The sequence below is a fragment of the Oscillibacter sp. genome (assembly GCF_040505565.1).
In the GTDB taxonomy this organism is placed as follows: Bacteria; Bacillota; Clostridia; order Oscillospirales; family Oscillospiraceae; genus Oscillibacter.
The window spans coordinates 16,506-34,133 of the sequence record NZ_JBEUWZ010000025.1; the positions used below are offsets into that span (position 1 = coordinate 16,506).

Annotated in this window: 17 protein-coding genes and 1 other annotated feature (1 of these 18 cut by a window edge); of the genes, 5 read left to right on the forward strand and 12 right to left on the reverse strand. The window is 58.0% G+C overall.

Annotated features, from left to right (window positions below):
• Window positions 1–156: a binding site (T-box leader), on the reverse strand (it extends 129 nt beyond the left edge of the window).
• A gap of 67 nt (window positions 157–223) precedes the next feature.
• The 10 genes from rsfS to ABWQ15_RS13500 form a co-directional block, all read right to left on the reverse strand.
• Window positions 224–583 carry a ribosome silencing factor gene (gene rsfS, locus ABWQ15_RS13455; RefSeq protein WP_353909295.1) on the reverse strand — a complete coding sequence of 120 codons (360 nt, stop codon included), beginning with the start codon at window positions 581–583 and terminating at the stop codon, window positions 224–226.
• A 79-nt stretch (window positions 584–662) separates the two neighbouring features.
• The gene (locus tag ABWQ15_RS13460) at window positions 663–2,225 is read right to left on the reverse strand and encodes an LCP family protein (RefSeq protein ID WP_353909296.1); all 1,563 of its coding nucleotides are present in this window, start codon (window positions 2,223–2,225) and stop codon (window positions 663–665) included.
• 10 nt (window positions 2,226–2,235) lie between these two features.
• Window positions 2,236–3,429 (reverse strand): nicotinate (nicotinamide) nucleotide adenylyltransferase, encoded by a 1,194-nt coding sequence (gene nadD / locus ABWQ15_RS13465; RefSeq protein WP_353909297.1) that lies wholly within the window; start codon window positions 3,427–3,429, stop codon window positions 2,236–2,238.
• A gap of 25 nt (window positions 3,430–3,454) precedes the next feature.
• Window positions 3,455–3,778 carry a ribosome assembly RNA-binding protein YhbY gene (yhbY, locus tag ABWQ15_RS13470; RefSeq protein WP_353909298.1) on the reverse strand — a complete coding sequence of 108 codons (324 nt, stop codon included), beginning with the start codon at window positions 3,776–3,778 and terminating at the stop codon, window positions 3,455–3,457.
• Window positions 3,779–3,932: 154 nt separating this feature from the next.
• Window positions 3,933–4,523, reverse strand: a complete 591-nt coding sequence (locus ABWQ15_RS13475; RefSeq protein ID WP_353909330.1) for an XTP/dITP diphosphatase — start codon at window positions 4,521–4,523, stop codon at window positions 3,933–3,935.
• A 10-nt stretch (window positions 4,524–4,533) separates the two neighbouring features.
• Window positions 4,534–5,250 carry a ribonuclease PH gene (gene rph / locus ABWQ15_RS13480; protein ID WP_353909299.1) on the reverse strand — a complete coding sequence of 239 codons (717 nt, stop codon included), beginning with the start codon at window positions 5,248–5,250 and terminating at the stop codon, window positions 4,534–4,536.
• Between the two features lie 12 nt (window positions 5,251–5,262).
• Window positions 5,263–5,520: a hypothetical protein gene (locus ABWQ15_RS13485; protein WP_353909300.1), complete on the reverse strand. Its 258-nt coding sequence runs from the start codon at window positions 5,518–5,520 to the stop codon at window positions 5,263–5,265.
• Between the two features lie 12 nt (window positions 5,521–5,532).
• Entirely contained in the window at window positions 5,533–6,411 is an 879-nt protein-coding gene (ftsY, locus tag ABWQ15_RS13490) for a signal recognition particle-docking protein FtsY (protein ID WP_353909301.1), read from the reverse strand.
• A gap of 261 nt (window positions 6,412–6,672) precedes the next feature.
• A complete protein-coding gene (gene smc, locus ABWQ15_RS13495; protein WP_353909302.1) occupies window positions 6,673–10,239 on the reverse strand; it encodes a chromosome segregation protein SMC in 3,567 nt (1,188 codons plus the stop codon).
• A gap of 297 nt (window positions 10,240–10,536) precedes the next feature.
• A complete protein-coding gene (locus ABWQ15_RS13500) occupies window positions 10,537–11,535 on the reverse strand; it encodes an ornithine cyclodeaminase family protein (RefSeq protein WP_353909303.1) in 999 nt (332 codons plus the stop codon).
• A 59-nt stretch (window positions 11,536–11,594) separates the two neighbouring features.
• On the opposite strand from ABWQ15_RS13500, the gene ABWQ15_RS13505 reads away from it, so the two are divergent.
• The gene (locus ABWQ15_RS13505; RefSeq protein ID WP_353909304.1) at window positions 11,595–11,870 is read left to right on the forward strand and encodes a hypothetical protein; all 276 of its coding nucleotides are present in this window, start codon (window positions 11,595–11,597) and stop codon (window positions 11,868–11,870) included.
• Here the strand turns inward: ABWQ15_RS13505 and ABWQ15_RS13510 are convergent.
• Window positions 11,862–12,611, reverse strand: coding sequence for a ClpP family protease (locus tag ABWQ15_RS13510; protein WP_353909305.1), 750 nt, complete (start codon window positions 12,609–12,611; stop codon window positions 11,862–11,864). The genes ABWQ15_RS13505 and ABWQ15_RS13510 overlap by 9 nt on opposite strands.
• Window positions 12,612–12,852: 241 nt before the next feature.
• Between ABWQ15_RS13510 and proB the strand changes: the two genes are divergently transcribed.
• The 4 genes from proB (at window position 12,853) to ABWQ15_RS13530 (ending at window position 16,756) form a co-directional block, all read left to right on the forward strand.
• The gene (proB, locus tag ABWQ15_RS13515; protein WP_502919130.1) at window positions 12,853–13,671 is read left to right on the forward strand and encodes a glutamate 5-kinase; all 819 of its coding nucleotides are present in this window, start codon (window positions 12,853–12,855) and stop codon (window positions 13,669–13,671) included.
• A gap of 13 nt (window positions 13,672–13,684) precedes the next feature.
• Window positions 13,685–14,935, forward strand: coding sequence for a glutamate-5-semialdehyde dehydrogenase (locus tag ABWQ15_RS13520; RefSeq protein ID WP_353909307.1), 1,251 nt, complete (start codon window positions 13,685–13,687; stop codon window positions 14,933–14,935).
• A gap of 117 nt (window positions 14,936–15,052) precedes the next feature.
• The gene (proC, locus tag ABWQ15_RS13525; protein ID WP_353909308.1) at window positions 15,053–15,862 is read left to right on the forward strand and encodes a pyrroline-5-carboxylate reductase; all 810 of its coding nucleotides are present in this window, start codon (window positions 15,053–15,055) and stop codon (window positions 15,860–15,862) included.
• Between the two features lie 516 nt (window positions 15,863–16,378).
• The gene (locus tag ABWQ15_RS13530; protein ID WP_353909309.1) at window positions 16,379–16,756 is read left to right on the forward strand and encodes a hypothetical protein; all 378 of its coding nucleotides are present in this window, start codon (window positions 16,379–16,381) and stop codon (window positions 16,754–16,756) included.
• Between the two features lie 256 nt (window positions 16,757–17,012).
• Here the strand turns inward: ABWQ15_RS13530 and ABWQ15_RS13535 are convergent, their stop codons facing one another.
• On the reverse strand, window positions 17,013–17,444 hold the full coding sequence (locus tag ABWQ15_RS13535) for an RrF2 family transcriptional regulator (RefSeq protein ID WP_353909310.1): 432 nt from the start codon (window positions 17,442–17,444) through the stop codon (window positions 17,013–17,015).
• Between the last annotated feature and the right edge of the window lie 184 nt (window positions 17,445–17,628).

The following is a 17,628-nucleotide window of genomic DNA, read 5'->3' on the forward strand; positions in this document are numbered from 1 at the left end:
CCATCAGCCTGTAACGGGGCCGTCCGTCCCGCCCTACTCCGGTTCAGGCGGAAAACTCCGGGAGCAGTCATTCACGAACATGTCTCCACCGGCTCGCACCAGCCGCCGGCTCTCTGAGGCAGACAAGATCGTCTTTCATCCCTTCAACGTCTTTAACATCGCTATTCTACGGGGGTTTTTGCTTTTTGTCAAGAAAAATCCGCGAGCTTTCTCACGGTCTTCCTCAGTCCTGCGTCAGAAGTCCCGTCAGGTCCACCTGCCTGCCGTCCCTCCACAGGCGTTCCAAGTCGTAAAATTCTCTCGCCTCCTGTGAAAATACATGCACGGCAACGCAACCGTAGTCCAGCAGAACCCAGGTTCCGTCCCGGTAGCCTTCCCGGCGCAAAGGCGTCTCCCCCTGCTCCTTCAGCGCCTTTTCCACGGCGTCGCACAGCGCGTTGATCTGGGTGTTGGACGTGCCGGAGGCGATGACAAAATAGTCCGCCAATGCCGTCAGGTCCGCAATCTCGATGGCGGCGATCTCCTTGCCCTTCTTCTCATCCAGCGCGCGAACGGCCGCCAGAGCAATTTCCTTTGGTGTCATTCTATTTTTCCTTTCAATTTAAGCCGTCTCAATACACGGCATTTTAAAGTAATACGACGCAATTTGGCACACCTGCGCCTTAAGTCCCGGAGGCGTTGTCCGGCACTGTAGTAACCTCCGGCGGAACGATCACCGAATTGTCCGGTGGGGTGGTCTGCGTGCCCGGATCGGTGGTGGCGGGGCCGCCGGTCCCATCGGTGGAGGGCGTCGTGGTGGTTCCACCTGTGGTCCCTCCGGTAGTTCCTCCGGTGGTTCCTCCGGTAGTTCCTCCGGTGGTTCCTCCGGTGGTTCCTCCGGTAGTCCCTCCAGTGGTTCCGTTAGGGGGCGCTGTGGACGGATCCGTCACACTTGGGTCCGTGGTCGGCGGATTCGTGGTGGACGGGTCAGTGGTCGACGGGTCTGTTGCAGTCTTGCCGCTATCGGTCTCGCTGTTCTCCTCCTCCACTGGGTCGGTGGGCGTATTGGAGGGGATCACCGGGGCGAACACGGCCTTGCTGTCCTCCACATGTCCGGTGGAAGAACTGACGGAGCCGTCGGAATTGATGGCCATGATATCCAAATCACTGAGGGTAAAGGTCTCCACAAAGGGACTGAGCTGATTGTTCACCAGATCCAGCAGCTCCGTGGCTTTGGGAACCACGTAGGACTGGTAGTTGTGATAGACCCGGCTGTAACAGGATTTCGGCGTGTTGGGCATGGTGACAAATTTCACATTGTCCATGGTTAGTCCGCCCATAATAGCCGCCTGGCCAAACCAGAACAGATTCTGTACGCTCAGGTCGGTCTCCACGTTCTCCTCGAAAATTTTAGCGAACTGATTGATCTTACCTACATTTTTTACCTGCAAAAGCTGCTGGATGACCGCCTTTAAAAACGCCTGCTGGGTCTCAATGCGGCCCAGGTCTCCGTTGGCGTAGCCGTATTTCATGTTGTTGTCGTGACGATAGCGGATGACCCCCATGGCCTGCTTTCCGTCCAACAGCTGATAGCCCTTGTCGATATGAATGGAAAGATCCTGATAGGGGTCCTCATAATTCATGTTTCTGGGTACGTCGAAATAGACCCCACCGATGGCGTCCACCAGCTTGCCCACAGCATCCCATTCGACGATGACCTGATAATCCGGCTCAAAGCCAACCAATTGGGAAACCTCCTGGTAGACCTTTTTGACGCCCTTATCTCCGCCGCCGTAGTAATTATAAACGGAGTTGATGCGCTTGATGTCCCAGGAGACATTCACCATGGTATCCCGGGGAATATTCATGACGGTCAGCTTCTGGTTGGTCACGTCATAACTGGCCAGCATCATGGTATCCGTATTGCCTCCGCCGCCGGTGTCACGGCCCATCACCAGAATGGTGTAATAATCCTTGCTCTTCCGCTCTCCGTCGCTGCGGGGGCGGACGCCGTCGCCGTAGTCAATCTCCTCCACGGAGGAGTCCGGGTCTTTTGGGATCAGCTCCGGCTTGACAAATATTGCCCGATACGCCAGCGTCACCGCCAAAACCACAGTCAGCACGATTGCCACGGAAAGCAGGATCTTTTGCTTTCCCGTCAGGCGGCTTTTGTGCTTTGCTTTCCGCTCCGATCCCTGTGAGGACTTTTTCTGTCCCCCGTTCTTAGCCTCTCTATAGTCGTTCATCGTCTGTTTATTAGTTTCCTTTCAGATACTCATCCGCTTCCAGCGTGGCGCTGTGGACCGGGTTGCCCCGGTCATGCATTTCCTGAATCGTCATTTCAAGGCCCATCCGCAGCCCCTTGTCCAGATCTTCATAACACGCCGCCCGCAGCCCGTCCACACCGGGAAAGTCACGGGTAGGCTCGATGTAATCCGCGAGGTACATGATCTTTTCCAGAAGCGTCATGTTGGCATGGCCCGTGGTGTGCCAGAAAATTGCTGTGTAGATCTCGTTGTCCACGCCGAAGGCATCCCGTGCGATGGCCGCGCCGGTCTTGGCGTGCAGCAGCTTCAGCGCGTGCTGTTCCAGTTGGTCCAGCTGGATGCCGTAAGCTCGGCAAAGGGCAGTTTGCTCGTCCATCTCCAGTCTTTTCGTGCAGTCATGCAGCAGGGCCGCCACCCGGGCCTTCCCCACGTCCGCGCCGTACCGCACAGACAGGCGGATCGCTTCCTGCTCCGTACCCAGCACGTGGGGGATGCGCTTGTGCTTGAGGAAGCTCAGCGCCACGGGCCGGAGCTTTTCCAGCGGCAGAGCCTTCAGGTTCTCATCCGTACCGTACAGCTTATCCCGCAGAATGGCGCCGTATACCGCCGGGGCCAGATAATAGCTTCCTCCGCCCTCCGCCAGCTTATCCCGCAGGTCCGTGGAGGAAATGTCCACCACGCCGGGGACGGTGAGCGTGAAGATACGTGCAAAGGGGTACGTCTGGTAGAGCCGCTCCCGCTGAATGGCAAACAGCTCCTCCGAGTCCTTCTCCGACCGGCCGAAGGCCGCAATTCCCGCCAGAGCCATGATGCGCTCTGGCTCATGCCATGTATGAAGGGTCAAAAACATGTCCGTTCCCATCAGCAGCCACAGCTCGTCATCCGGATACAGCGCCCGGACCGCCGTCAGCGTGTCGGCGGTATAGCTCTTGCCGCCGCGGCACAGCTCGATGTCCAGAGTTTCCACCCTTTCCTCCAGTCCCAGCTGCTCTCCCGCCAAACGCGTCAGCTCCAGGCGCTGCTGCGCCGTGGGGCTGCCCTCCGGCAGGGGCTTGTGGGGAGGCTGGGCGTCGGGTATCAAAAGCAGCTTGTCCAACTTGAGCAGTTCAAATACCGCTCGCGCCGCCGTGATATGGCCCAGATGGGGCGGATTGAAGGTCCCGCCGTAGACACCGATCCGCATGGAACTTCCCCCTTGCTTTTTAAAATCAGGCCTTACGCTTTCTTTCTTTTACAAGTGCAATGCGCTTGTCCTTCGGCCTTGCGTGGGTCTCCCGGTACAGCACGAACTTGCTTCCGATCACCTGTACCGGCTCGCTGCGGGTGGGCTTTGCCAGCTGGTCGCAGACCTCCTGCGCGGTGAGCATGGAATTTTCCAACACCCGGCCCTTGATGAGTTCCCGTGCCTCCAGCGCCTCATCCGCCTGATGGATGAGATTGTCGGTAATGCCCTCTTTACCCACCTGCAGAATTGTGTCAATTGTATTTGCCATGCCGCGCAGCTGCGCGCGCTGTTTACTTGTCAGTTCCATAAATTTAGTATGATCTCCCCTTAATTTTTATAGTTCTATGTCAGACGCTCGAATTTGTCAATAAGTTTCCCCCATTTTCAGGAATCTTTTTTCAAAGGCTCACTAAAACGGCATTTGCTCCGGCAGAAGACGTCGGTTTTCCGCAGTCAGGCGTCTAGTTTCTGAGATACGCCTCCAGCCCCGCCGCAAAGGCCCGCAAGGCCTTGCCCCGGTGGGAAAGCGCTGCCTTTTCCTCCTCCGTCATCTGTCCGAAGGTTTTGGCTTGCTCCGGCACCAGAAACACCGGATCGTACCCAAAGCCGCCGGTACCCATGGGGGCAAAGGCGATCGCCCCGTCACACCGCCCCGCCGCCGTCAGGGTTTCTCCGTTGGGAAAGGCGCAGGCAACGGCGGTTTCAAAGTGGGCCGAACGGGAAGAAGCGCCCCGCATGGAGTTCAGCAGCAGCATATACCGCCCCCGGTCGTCCAGTTCCTCGCCGCCATACCGGGCGGAGTACACGCCCGGGCCGCCATTCAGCGCGTCCACGCAAAGGCCGGAATCATCCGCGATGGCGGGCAGCCCCGCCAACCCACAGACGGCCTTTGCCTTCAGCATGGCATTTTCCGCAAAGGTCTCTCCGGTCTCCTCCACATCCACGGTGAGACCCAGATCGGAGGGACTGACCACCTCCACGCCCAAAGCCCCCAGAATGGCGGACATCTCCTTCAGCTTACCGGGATTATGGGTCGCCAGTACAAATTTCAGCGGTTCCATATTAACCTCCCAACGCGGCTTTCTGAATGGCCTGAAGCTCCCGGATACCCTTGGCGCACAGGTCCACCAGCGTCCGCTGTTCTTCAATCGTAAAGGCCCGGCCCTCGCCGGTTCCCTGCAACTCCACCAGCCGTCCGTCGCCGGTCATGACGCAGTTCAGGTCCACCTGCGCCGCCGAGTCCTCTTCATAGCAAAGGTCCAGCAGCAGCCTGTCGTCCACGATCCCGGCGGACACCGCCGCCACGGAGGTTAACAAAGGTATCTCCTTCAAAGCCCCCTCCTCCGCCAGCTTGCGCAGAGCCAGCGACAACGCGATGAAGCCGCCGGTGACGGAGGCCGTCCGGGTCCCGCCGTCGCCCTGCAAAACGTCACAGTCGATGTTGATCGTCCGCTCCCCCAGTTTGGTCATGTCCACGGCGGCCCGGAGGGACCGGCCCACAAGCCGCTGAATCTCCGCGCTGCGGGCGGACAGCTTCAGCTTGGAAATATCCCGCTTGCTCCGCTCCCGATTCGCCCGGGGCAGCATGCTGTACTCTGCGGTCACCCAGCCGGTCCCCTCCGCAACATGGGGCGGAACCCGGTCCTCCACGCTGGCGCAGCAGAGGACTTTTGTGTTTCCGCACTCAATGAGGCAGCTTCCCTCCGGGAATTTCACAAAGTCGGTGGTAATTTTTATGGGCCGAAGCTGGTCAAAAGCCCGGCCGTCGATTCTGGTCATGGTTCTTCTCCTTTATCCGTTCCGCAGCGCCGTTTGCATGGCTGCCGCCGCTTTGTTATAGTCGTCCCGGAGGACGTAAAACGTGTAGGTATACATAGCGTCCTGCCGCATCCCGGGAATTCCCCGTCCCCGGCTGGACCAGCCCGCGCCGCTGCCTCTGATCTTGACGTGGTTTGAAATTCCGGCGGCGGACAGCGCCTCCCTTACATTGAAAAATTTCTCCGTAGACGCAAGGGTAATCAGCTCCCGACGGTTGAAAATCGTAATCATGGAGATTCCTCCTTAAATGATAGCCTCCACATATTCCTTTGCGTCAAAGGGTCGGAGGTCGTCGATCCCCTCGCCCAGCCCCACATACTTGACAGGCACGCCCAGCTCCCGGGCGATGGCGATGACAATGCCGCCCTTGGCGGTGCCGTCCAGCTTGGTGAGAACGATGCCGGTGAGGCCCGCGGTCTCCTTGAAGGTCCGCGCCTGAATCAATCCGTTCTGCCCGGTGGTGGCATCCAGCACCAGCAGCGTTTCCCGGCTGGCATCCGGGCACTCCCGGTCGATAATTTTGGAGAGCTTCGACAGCTCCTTCATCAGATTTTCCTTGTTATGGAGACGTCCGGCGGTGTCGCACAAGACCACGTCCATGTTCCGGGCTTTTGCGGCGGCCAGCGCATCAAACAGCACCGCGCCGGGGTCTGCTCCCTCGCGGCTTCGCACAAGCTCGCAATTCGCCCGCTCCGCCCAGATCTGCAGCTGGTCGGCGGCGGCGGCGCGGAAGGTGTCCGCCGCGCAGAAGAGAACCTTTTTGCCCTCTTCCTTCATCTGATGTCCCAGCTTTCCGATGGAGGTGGTCTTCCCCACGCCGTTGACGCCGATAAACAGCACCACGGCGGGCTTTGCCGAGAGGTTCAGAGCCGTATCCCCGACGTTCAGCATCTCCGCCAGAATGTCTCGGAGAGCCGCGCGGACTGCCGTCTCTCCGGAGACGCCCTCCCGCTTCATTTTGGACCGCAGCTTTTCCACCGCTTCTGTGGCGGTCTCCATACCCACGTCCGCCAGAATCAGCTGTTCCTCCAAATCGTCAAAAAACGTCTCGTCGTCTGCGGAGATGGCGTAGCCGGTAATATCCTCCTGCCAGATTTTTTTCAGTTTGCTGAAAAAGCCCATAACACCCGTCCTTTAATCGATTATTTCGCCGCAGTAGGGGCAATGCCTCCCGGGCCGGAAACTCTTTCCCAGACGCCGCCCGCAGTGCGGACAGCGGAATAAGGCCACTTCCAATACGAGCCCTATCAGAATATACGGCACGCCGATGAACCGCCCCATTTCAGGATTCTGTAGTCTGCCCAGAAGCACCAAAGCTCCTCCCGCAACAAGAAATGTGAGCACAATTGCCTGCTTTTTTCTGGCGGACACGGAGCTCCCTCTTCACTTGAATTTCAGTTCCTTCGACATATCGTTGAGATTGATGGTCAAAATCTTGCTGATGCCCTGCTCCTGCATCGTGACGCCGTAAAGGACGTCGGCCTCCTCCATGGTACCACGGCGGTGGGTGATGACGATAAACTGCGTCTTTCCCGCAAGGGTGCGCATGTACCGGGCGTAGCGGGTGACGTTGGCGTCGTCCAGCGCGGCCTCGATCTCGTCCATGACGCAAAACGGCGTGGGGTGGACCTTTAATATGGAAAAGTACAGCGCAATGGCCACAAACGCCTTTTCTCCGCCGGAGAGAAGGGAGATCGTCTTCAGCGTCTTTCCGGGGGGCTGGGCTTTGATCTCGATGCCGCAGTTGAGAATATCATCCTCGTCTTCCAACTCCAGCGTCGCCTGTCCGCCGCCGAACAGGTCCATAAACGTGGCCTGAAAGCTCTCACTGAGCAGCTTAAACTGCTCGGCAAAGATGGCAGTCATCTCTTTCGTCAGATTTTGGATAACCCCCGCAATCTCCCCCTTGGCCTTTTCCACGTCGTCCCGCTGTTCGCTGAGATACGTATAGCGGGTATTCACCCGGTCGAATTCCTCAATGGCGCCGATGTTGGGGGTTCCCAGCGCGGCGATATCCCGCTTCAGTTCCCCGATGCGGCGGTTTGCTTTGGGGCGGCTCTCCAACTCCACGCGCTGGGCCTGCGCGTCGGAATGGCTCAGCTCATAGTGTTCCCACAGGCGGTCCAGAATCTGCTTTTCCTCCATGGCGCCTGTGGCGATCTTCTGTTCCAGCTTGCTGGCGGTGCGTTCCAGATCCAGCAGATGTTCGTTCATCTCCTGACCGGCACGGCTCTTGGCCGTGCGCTCGGCCTCCAGCGCGATCTTCTCCTGATCCAGAGCGGTCAGGCGGTCACGCAGCTCCTGCTGTCGCGCGCGCAGAGTCTGGATCTCCCCCATCCTCCGCTCGATCTCCCCATCCGCTGCGGCAATGGCCTGACGACAGGATTCCAGCATGTTCTCCCGCGCGGAGCGGTCGCCGGAGAGGTCGGTTTTCAAGCTCTGCAAGTCTTCCGCACGTCTTGCGGTACTCTCCCGCTCCGCCCGCAGGGCGGCCAACTGGGACTTCCGCTGGCTGACGGCCTCCGTCAGCTCACCGGAGCGGGCCAGTAGCTCCGTCTGGCCGGAAAGCTGCTCGTCGGCCTTTGCCCGGAGGGCGGCGGCCTCCGCTTCCTTCGCGGCGATATCCGCCGCCGCGGCCTCCGCCCGTTTGGCGTTGTCGGCCAGTCGGCCGGAGAGGGCCCCGTATTCGCCCTCCAGATTTTCAAGGCTCGCCTTCAGGCTTTGAATCAGGATATCAAAGTGGTTCTTCCGACCGTCCAGCCGCAGAACCTCATCCTCCGCCGTCCGCTGCTGGCTCTGGGCAGTCTCCAGCTCATACTTCGCCTTTTCCAGCTCCCGTGCCAGCTCCTCTGCCTCCGTCTTCGCGTCGGAGAGCCGGCGGTGCATGGCGTCTGCTTTGCCGTGAAGCTCCTTCAGCTCCGCCGCCCGGCTCAGAACGCCGGCGCTGCGGCTGACGCTGCCGCCGGTCATGGAACCACCGCGGTTGATGACCTGGCCGTCCAGCGTGACGATGCGAAAGCGATTGGCGTATTTCCGAGCCATGGCAATGCCGCAGTCCAGGTCCTCCGCCACAACGGTGCGGCCCAGTAGGTTTTCAAAAATGTTCTTGTATGGGGGGTCGTATTCCACCAGCCGGGAGGCAAGGCCCACGTAGCCGTACTCCCGCTCCACGCCGCTCTCCCGCAGTTCGTCCCCCCGGATGGCGGACAGGGGCAGGAAGGTGGCCCGGCCCGCGTCCCGCTGCTTTAAAAAGCCGATGGCGGCTTTCGCGTCCTCTTCCCGGTCCACTACAATATTTTGCAGGCCCGCGCCCAGAGCGATTTCGATGGCCACGGAGTATTTCCGCTCGGTGGTCATCAGTCCGGCCACCGGGCCGCGGATACCCCGCAGACTGCTCTGCGCCTGACACACCAGCCGGACGGCCTTGGAAAAGCCCTCGTATTCCTTCTCCATCTCCGTCAGCATCCGAATGCGGTTGTCCAGCGCCCCGGCGTCGATCGTCAGCTTGCCGGCCTGCTCCGCCGCCTCGTCGGCCTTCCGGCGGCGCTCTTCCATTTTCATGGTATGCCCGGCGATGATGTTGGTCACCGCGGCGGCCTCGTCCCGGGCGTCCTCCAAAGCGCGGCGGTTGGATTTTGCTTCTTCTTCGTTCTGAGTCAGCTGGTCTTTGACATTCGCCAGCTCTGTTTCAGCCGCGATCCGGCGCTCCAGAATCTGTGCGCTCTCCGCCGCAGCGGCGGACGCCTCTGCCCGGGCGTCGGCAGCGGCGGCGACGGTCAGCGTCTCCTGCGCCCGCAGGCGCTCTGCCTCGGACAGCTTACCGCCCGCGGCCTGCGCGGCCTCCTGGGCCTGCGCCAGCAGCGCGTCCAGCTGCTCGGTCTCCTCCGCGGTCTGCCGGTCGATCTCCGCAATGCGGGCCGTCTGCTCCCCGATTTGCTTTGCGAGACCCTCCGCCCGACTCTCCTGATCCTGCAATTCCCGCTCCATGCGGTCGATGTTCTCCTGATTGTGGGCGATTGTGGTTTTCAGCACAGCGATGGCGGATTCCTGTTCCGCCGCGTCGGAGTCCTGCTCCGCTGCCTCCGCTCGCAGGTGCTCCGCCTCCACGTCCTTCCGGCGCATTCGCTCACCGTACTGCTCACCCTCGGCGTACAGAGCATCCAACCGGGTTCTGGCCTCGTCCCGGGCGGACTCGGCGGCAAGGAAATCAGATTCCAGCTTTCTGGCCCCGGCCTTTAGGGCGTCCAGATCCTCCAGCCAGGTGGATATCTCCAACAGCCGCAGTTCGTCCCGAAAGACCAGAAATTTTTTCGCCTTTTCCGCCTGCTCCCGCAAGGGCTCCACCTGAAGCTCCAGCTCCGCGATTTTGTCGTTGATGCGCACCAGATTTTCATCCGTACGCTCCAACTTTCGCTCCGCCTCCTCCTTGCGGTGGCGGTATTTTGAGATGCCCGCAGCCTCCTCGAAAATCTCCCGGCGGTCAGCGCTTTTGGTGGACAAAATCTCGTCGATCTTGCCCTGACCGATAATGGAGTAGCCCTCCCGGCCCATGCCGGTGTCCAGAAACAGCTCCGTCACGTCCTTGAGCCGGACGGACTGGCGGTTGATATAATACTCACTTTCTCCGCTGCGATAGTATCGGCGGGTAACTGCCACCTCGGATTCCTCCAAGGCGGGAAAGATGTGCGCCGTGTTGTCCAGCACCAGCGTCACCTGCGCAAAGCCCTGCTGGGGCCGTTTGGCGGTGCCACCGAAGATCACATCCTCCATCTTCGCGCCCCGGAGACCCTTGGCACTCTGCTCACCCATGACCCAGCGAATGGCGTCGGAGGTATTTGATTTACCTGAGCCGTTGGGGCCCACGATCGCGGTGATGTCCTCTCCGAATTTCAGGACCGTCTTGTCCGGGAAGGATTTGAAACCCTGGATTTCCAATGCTTTGAGGTACATAAGCGGCCTCTTTCTTCTCATAAGTTCATAAGTCCCCTGCTATCAAGGGGTTTCGAGGTTTAGATGCTCACGTAACCTCTCACAGGTTCTCAGGCCTACCTGACATATCATTTAATCATAACATACCGGCCTCTTCTTTTCAAGATTTGTCTAAATTACATTGATAAATGTCGGTCAATTCCTCAAATAACAGAGAAAGGGTCGGACAGCCTAGACTGTCCGACCCTTTCTCTGTCCCCATGATACTCCGTCTGAACATCCGGTCTTTTTTCTCTTGCACCCGGATGTTTCTTTCATTTACATGTCAAGAACGCCGCCGATCCCCTGTTTCAGAGCGCATTCGTAAATGCGCTTTGCCGTTACCAGATCGAGAACGGCGCTTCCCGTCGTGTTAAAGAACGTTATCTCGTCGTCCGACTCCCGTCCCGGGACTTTGCCGGCAATCACTTCGCCAAGCTCTCCCGACACTCTGTCTTCGCTAAAAACTCCCTTTCTAATCGGCTGGATCAGGTCGCCCGACTCGCTGAGGGCACCGTCCCGCGTATCCACATACACCTTATCGGCGTGGGTCACGATGTATTCGTCGATCTCGGCCATTTCGGGCGTATACGACCCGACGCCGTTGATATGCGCGCCCTTTTTCACGAGTCTTCCGTCAAAGATCGCCTCCTTCGCGGTGGTTACGGCCGTGATGATGTCGGCATCCTTCAGGGCGTCCTCAGGGGATCGGGCGGCTATGATCTTCACGTCGAATCTCCCGCCGAACTTCTTCATCATCCTCTCCGCGAAATCCTTCGCCCGGTGGTCGTTCAAGCCAAAAACCCTCACCAGCTCAATGGGCCGGACGGTCAATACCGCCTCAAGCTGCGTTTCCGCCTGGCCGCCCGTTCCGAAGAGCGCAAAAACTTTGCTATCCTTTCGCGCAAGCTCATCGGTCGCGGCGCCGGAAACGGCCCCGGTACGAATACGGGTCAAAAACGTGCCGTCCATAATGGCGCATACTTCGCCCGTCTCGTCGTTTACGAGAACCATCATCGCCGGGACGCTCGTCAAGCCTTTTTCAACATTTTTGGGGTAAACGGATACAATCTTGACGCCAAGCGCGCCAGCCGGCTCGGCGTAGCCGCTCATATAGAGACTCTGTCCTTCATGCTTGGGCACGTCGAGATTGGCACGGAGCGGAATATTGGTCATTCCCGCGGAATACATCCGAAGGGCGTCCTTATCGGCCTGAACGGCGTCCTTCATTGTAAAGACCCTTTGCATATCTGTCTGGTTTAAAACTGTGATTTTCAACGTTACGCTGCCTCCTTTGCCATGGGTCTGCCCCAATCTTTTATTTCCGGCGCTAAAAAATGGCGGGCGCAACTGCCCGCCCCATTGTGGCCTACTATAGCGCTTTTCTAAAAAATGTCAAATCCTTCTCTTTTCTTTCTCTTTTTTGCTTATTTTGGATTGCTGTATTTGTGACATTTTTACGAGGCAAACCTGTGGCGCGCCGCGTGACAACACTGAGAAAACCGCGCCGTCTGCTCTCAGCGGCAGGCGGCGCGGAACCGTTTTTTATTTTCCTGCTTTCGGTCGTAAAGTGGCTTCGGCACTTACCGTTCTCGACTATCCGCTTACTTTAACTGATCATACAACCAGTTCAACGCGTCGGACAGCGTCCCCACCTGGTCGATGAGCCCCATGCGAACGGCCTCTTCGCCGTAGATCACGCTGCCCACATCCGCCGCCATCTCCCCGGTCTTCATCATGAGCGAAAGAAATTTATCTTTGTCGATGGCGCAATTGCGGGTGACAAAATCCACAATGCGATCCTGCAGCCGTTCAAAGTAATGGTAAGTCTGGGGTGCGGCGATCACCGTGCCGCTCATGCGAACGGGATGGATAGTCATGGCCGCGGAGGGCACAGCGAAGCTCCGCTTTGTCGACACCGCAAGGGGAATGCCAATGGAATGGCTTCCGCCCAGTACCAGCGACGCGGTGGGTTTGCTCATCCCGGCGATCAGCTCCGCAATGCCAAGTCCCGCCTCGATATCGCCGCCCACCGTATTCAGAAGAAACAGCACACCGTCTACCTCGTCGGACTGCTCCAGTGCCGCTAAAAGAGGCATTACGTGCTCATATTTTGTGGCCTTTATGTTGGTGGCTGCGGTCATGTGGCCTTCGATTTGCCCAATAATGGTGAGACAGTGGAGATTTCCCCGCTTACTCTTTGTGGTAACGGAGCCGCTGTCCACGATCTGCTGTTGCCATTCCTCCGGACCGGTTCCGCCCTTGTCCGTATTATCTTTATCCGTATCCTGATCGGATTTGGTGTCGGCGTCGTCGTCCTCCGTTGTTTTCTTGGTTTTTGTTTCTTCTGTCATGGAATCCCTCACTTTCTCTCCTATCTTCTGCAAAAATTTAGAAATTAATCGGGTTTTATTTTAAAAACGGCGGTGCTATAATGTTAATAATTGCCGCGTTATGCGAACATAAGGTCCGATTGCCAATGAGTCCATGATCTGCGTATTTCGGCGCTCCTCGCCGAAATTCTTGAATCCGGAGGCAGCGTAACCGTATGTTTGTAGATTTTCGCGCTTTTTATAAAAAACTTACAAGAGAGAAATTTCCTTGAAGGGAGCTGACGGATTGAATACCCAGCGTATCGTGGTGAAGGTGGGCACATCGACTCTCACCCATGATTCCGGCGCGCTGAATCTGCACCGCATGGAGCAGCTTGTGCGGGTGCTGGCGGATCTGAGCGGAATGGGACATCAGGTGATTTTGGTATCCTCCGGCGCCATCGCCATCGGCACCGCCCGGCTGAGCTTGCCGGAACGGCCGAAAGAACTGCGGATGAAGCAAGCCGCGGCGGCAGTGGGCCAGTGCCGCATGATGCATATTTACGACAAGCTGTTCTGCGAGTATAACCGCATCGTCTCGCAGATCCTGCTGACGGGAGACGACGTGGATGACCCCACCCGAGCAGCCCACCTCTCCAGCACATTTGAAGCGCTTTTGAGCATGGGCATTATCCCCGTGGTGAATGAAAACGACTCCGTATCCTCGGCGGAGATCGAAACCGGGCAGCATAAGGTTCTGGGCGACAATGATACCCTGTCTGCCATTGTTGCCCGTCTGTGCCGGGCCCGTCTTCTGATCCTGATCTCAGACATTGACGGGCTGTACGACGCGGACCCCCATTCTCACCCGGAGGCGCAGCTCATTCACCGCGTGGAGACTCTGACCCCGGAAATTCTGGAAATGGCCGGCGGCGCCGGCTCCTGGCGCGGTACCGGCGGCATGTCCACCAAGCTCTCCGCCGCGCGGATCGCCATGGATGCCGGGTGCGACATGGTCATCACCAACGGCCAGCGGACAGAGGACCTGTACGACATCGTAAACGGTCAGGATATCGGAACCCGATTTCTGGCTGCAAAATAAGGAGGCACGGGATATGACTGTATTAGAGCGGCAGGGCGAACTGGCCAAATCCGCCGGGCGGACGCTGGCAATTGCGGGCTCCGCAAGAAAAAACGCCGCGCTGGAAGCCATAGCCAAAGCTCTGGCGGAAAAGCAGGACGTGTGGCTCTGCGCCAACGCGGAGGACGTGGCCGCCGCGAAGGAGACCGGAATGCGTCCGGCTATGCTGGACCGGCTGACCTTAACGCAGGAGCGCATCGCAGGCATCGTGGACGGCATTCGTCAGGTGGCGGCGCTCCCCGATCCCATCGGCACAGTCACAAAAATGGAGACCCGGCCCAATGGGCTGATTATCGGGCGGCGGCGAGTCCCTCTGGGCGTCATTGCCATCATTTACGAGGCCCGGCCCAATGTCACCGTGGACGCGGCGGCGCTGTGCCTGAAATCCGGCAACGCCTGCATTCTGCGGGGCGGGAAGGAAGCCATCCGCTCCAACCGCGCCGTGGTGGAGCTGATGCGCGGAGCGCTGGAGAGCGCGGGCCTGCCGGCAGACTGCATCTCTCTGGTGCAGGACACCAGCCATGAGTCCGCCAATGAGCTGATGCACCTGACGGCATATGTGGACGTGCTCATTCCCCGGGGCGGCGCGAACCTGATCCGCTCCGTCGCTAAAAACGCCAGCGTTCCCGTCATCCGCACCGGCGAGGGCGTGTGCCACGTCTACATCGACAGCGAAGCAGATCTGGATATGGGCGCCAGGATTTTGTACAACGCGAAATGCTCCCGTCCCTCCGTGTGCAATGCAACGGAATGCGTGCTGGTGGCGCAGGACATCGCGGCGGACTTTTTCCAAAAAGCCGTCCCCCTGCTGAAGACCAAAAACGTGGAACTGCGGTGCGACAAGGCCGCTCTGGCCCTCGTGGGCGGGGACGGAATCGCGGCGCAGGAGTCCGACTGGGACGCGGAGTATGACGACTATATTCTTGCGGTTCATGTGGTGAAAAACGCGGCGGAGGCCATTGATTTCATCAATGCACACGGCACCGGCCACTCCGAATCCATTATCACAAAGAACTACTTCACCGCCCAGCACTTTCTGGACGCGGTTGACGCGGCTGCGGTCTATGTCAACGCCTCCACCCGGTTCACCGACGGCGGCGAGTTCGGCCTGGGTGCGGAGATCGGCATCTCCACGCAGAAAATGCACGCCCGCGGCCCCATGGGCCTTGAGGAACTGACCAGCTGCAAATATGTGATCTACGGCGAGGGCCAGATCCGGGAATAAGGGGTGCGCAGGCAGTATGCCCTAAATCAGGGGCTGCTTTTGGAATGCGGCACTCCTCCCTACTTTGGCGGGGTCTGTTTATCGTCGGGCACGGGAAATGAAAGAACGAAAGGTAGTATGAATATGGCGACTTATGGATTCATCGGCGTGGGCAATATGGGCGGCGCGCTGGCGCGGGCCGTCTGCCGCACGGCGGAACCGGATGAGATCTTTCTGGCCAACCACACTTTGGAAAAGGCCAAAGCGCTGGCGGAGGAACTGGGCTGCCGGGTTACCGATAACAGCGCCATCGCCGAAAGCGCCGACTTTATCTTTCTGGGCGTGAAGCCCCAAATGATGGAGGGACTTTTGACGCAGATCGGTCCCCTGCTGGCCGCGCGGAAGACCCGATTCATTCTGGTGACCATGGCGGCGGGCCTGACCATTGCCAACATCCAGCAGATGGTGGGAGGAGCGTATCCCGTCATCCGCATTATGCCCAACACCCCCTGCTCCATTGGAGAAGGTATGACGCTTTATGCCTGCGGCACGGAGGTAACGGTGGAAGAGGAGAAAACCTTTCTCTCCGACATGACAGGCTCCGGAAAGCTGATCGCGCTGCCCGAGCATCTGATCGACGCCGGAAGCGCAGTCTCCGGCTGCGGTCCGGCCTATGTGGATCTGTTTCTGGAGGCGCTTGCGGACGGGGGCGTGGCCTGCGGCTTACCCCGGGCGGCGGCCATGGAGTTGGCGGCGCAGATGGTGGTAGGCTCCGCCCGTCTTCAGCAGACGAGCGGAAAGCATCCCGGCGTACTGAAGGATGCGGTGTGCTCTCCTGGCGGGACCACCATTCAGGGCGTCCGGGCACTGGAGCAGAGCGGATTCCGAGCGGCGGCGATGGGCGCGGTCATTGCGGCATACGAAAAAACGCTGGCGCTGAGAAAATAAAGCTCCTTTTTTCACACAGTAAAAAGCAGGTAAAATTTCTTTTGAAATTTTACCTGCTTTTTATCTTGTTCAATATTTCTTTTAAACTGACGCCATACCGAATAAGGGGCTGCAGTCCCTTGGTAATAAAAGGAGAACGATATGAACGGTTATCAAAGCGTATTCCGCCGCGTGGAACTGAAGTTCCTGCTCTCTGCGGCGCACCGGATTTCCAGTCCTTTGTGGAACTCAAGAAAAAGATGGATGGCGTGGTCTACAAGCACCGGGCGGACCTGCACACAGTCCGCCTCAGCCGACAGCTCCGAAAACACCCCAGCGCAAAGCAGCGCAGCTTAAAACTAAGATGACGATGCAGCGCATTGCAGGTATATTTCGGCCTGCTGCTGCAAAAAATGCTGTGGATTTACCTCTTCGTCCATGCTATAATTACCAAGCAAAATTGAAGCACAGAAGGTCATTACTTACAGCTAAGGCTGGATTATAAAGAATCCATTTCTGGAGATTGAAGGTGGACGCATGAGCTGTGAACATGATCATTGCGGTAGCGGTGGTTGCGGCGGCTGCGATGGCTGCGGAGGAACTCTGCAGATGACGCAAGCCGAGATCGATTTGCTGCTGGATTTTGCCCAGACTCCCTTTCTCCCCGTAGCCCGGCGGGCGGATTCCGAGGCCCCGATCTATCTGGAGAGTGATCGGTATACCGTAGAGGAGTATGAAAAGATCATTACCGCGCTCTATCAAAAACGGTTGATTCGGCTGGATTATGATTTGCCGCTGGCGAACTTTAACTATGCGGCATATAAGGTCTACCCCCACAGGGGCAGCATGGCCCTGACCGCCACCGGGCAGCACGTTGTGGAGCTGCTGGAAATTCAGGGAATTCCTGAGGCTTGAGATCGTCGCATCCGATAAGCCAATCTTCTGAAAAAGCACCTCTCCATCCGTATTTTTACGCACGTTTGCTTTGTCCGGCAAACATGGTCCTGTTTCTGTATACGCAGAGGTGCGGTTGGTAAAATCCTGTTGGCAGCACAACAACGTGCTGCCAACAGGATTTTTTCGTTTTCATTGCTTTTGGTCTCCGTGGGACATGTTCAAAGGTACTCCGAAACGGACCTCCTTACCACGCACGCCTTTGCACCTACCGCAGCTAAATCACATAATCATCGCCTTCGGGGTGGGACTTTACGAGATCGGCGACGGTGATATTGTTCAGGTAGTCACTGATGACTTTGTCAAGCCCCCGCCACATGGAAATCGTGCGGCATTCCGCCATTCTGGGGCAGGGTACGTTTCCGCCTTCCAGACAGGCAACGGGGGCCAGAGATTCCTCCGTCAGCCGCAAAATGCCGCCCACGGAATAGAGATTGGGGTCTTTGGTCAGCTTGTATCCGCCGCCCTTTCCCCGCAGTCCGCTCAGCAGCCCGGCCTTGACAAGGAGTTTGATGATGCTCTCCAGATACTTCTCAGAAATGTCCTGCCGCTGCGCAACTTCCTTCAGGGGAATATACCCTTCCGCCTGGTGCTCGGCAAGGTCGATCATAATGCGCAACGCGTAGCGGCCTTTCGTTGAAATCAGCATATAAAACTCCTCCATATGAAATAAACCTATTATATGACATGGTTAATGGGGAATCAACGGGGAGGCTAAAAAATATTTTGCAATCTCATTGACAGATTTGGAAATTGCAGTTATAATTCATATTAACCTACTTGAAAGGTTGGTAATTAAAGATGGGACTTATTTCGTCGTTGTTCAAATGCTT

Bases quoted from the DNA above. Each gene is read 5' to 3' on its own strand.
- rsfS (WP_353909295.1), bottom strand. From the start codon at position 583: ATGACACCAAAGGAAATTGCTCTGGCGGCCGTTCGCGCGCTGGATGAG.
- ABWQ15_RS13460 (WP_353909296.1), bottom strand. From the start codon at position 2,225: ATGAACGACTATAGAGAGGCTAAGAACGGGGGACAGAAAAAGTCCTCA.
- nadD (WP_353909297.1), bottom strand. From the start codon at position 3,429: ATGCGGATCGGTGTCTACGGCGGGACCTTCAATCCGCCCCATCTGGGC.
- yhbY (WP_353909298.1), bottom strand. From the start codon at position 3,778: ATGGAACTGACAAGTAAACAGCGCGCGCAGCTGCGCGGCATGGCAAAT.
- rph (WP_353909299.1), bottom strand. From the start codon at position 5,250: ATGACCAGAATCGACGGCCGGGCTTTTGACCAGCTTCGGCCCATAAAA.
- ABWQ15_RS13485 (WP_353909300.1), bottom strand. From the start codon at position 5,520: ATGATTACGATTTTCAACCGTCGGGAGCTGATTACCCTTGCGTCTACG.
- ftsY (WP_353909301.1), bottom strand. From the start codon at position 6,411: ATGGGCTTTTTCAGCAAACTGAAAAAAATCTGGCAGGAGGATATTACC.
- smc (WP_353909302.1), bottom strand. From the start codon at position 10,239: ATGTACCTCAAAGCATTGGAAATCCAGGGTTTCAAATCCTTCCCGGAC.
- ABWQ15_RS13505 (WP_353909304.1), top strand. From the start codon at position 11,595: ATGGCGGGCGCAACTGCCCGCCCCATTGTGGCCTACTATAGCGCTTTT.
- ABWQ15_RS13510 (WP_353909305.1), bottom strand. From the start codon at position 12,611: ATGACAGAAGAAACAAAAACCAAGAAAACAACGGAGGACGACGACGCC.
- ABWQ15_RS13520 (WP_353909307.1), top strand. From the start codon at position 13,685: ATGACTGTATTAGAGCGGCAGGGCGAACTGGCCAAATCCGCCGGGCGG.
- proC (WP_353909308.1), top strand. From the start codon at position 15,053: ATGAATATGGCGACTTATGGATTCATCGGCGTGGGCAATATGGGCGGC.
- ABWQ15_RS13530 (WP_353909309.1), top strand. From the start codon at position 16,379: ATGAGCTGTGAACATGATCATTGCGGTAGCGGTGGTTGCGGCGGCTGC.
- ABWQ15_RS13535 (WP_353909310.1), bottom strand. From the start codon at position 17,444: ATGCTGATTTCAACGAAAGGCCGCTACGCGTTGCGCATTATGATCGAC.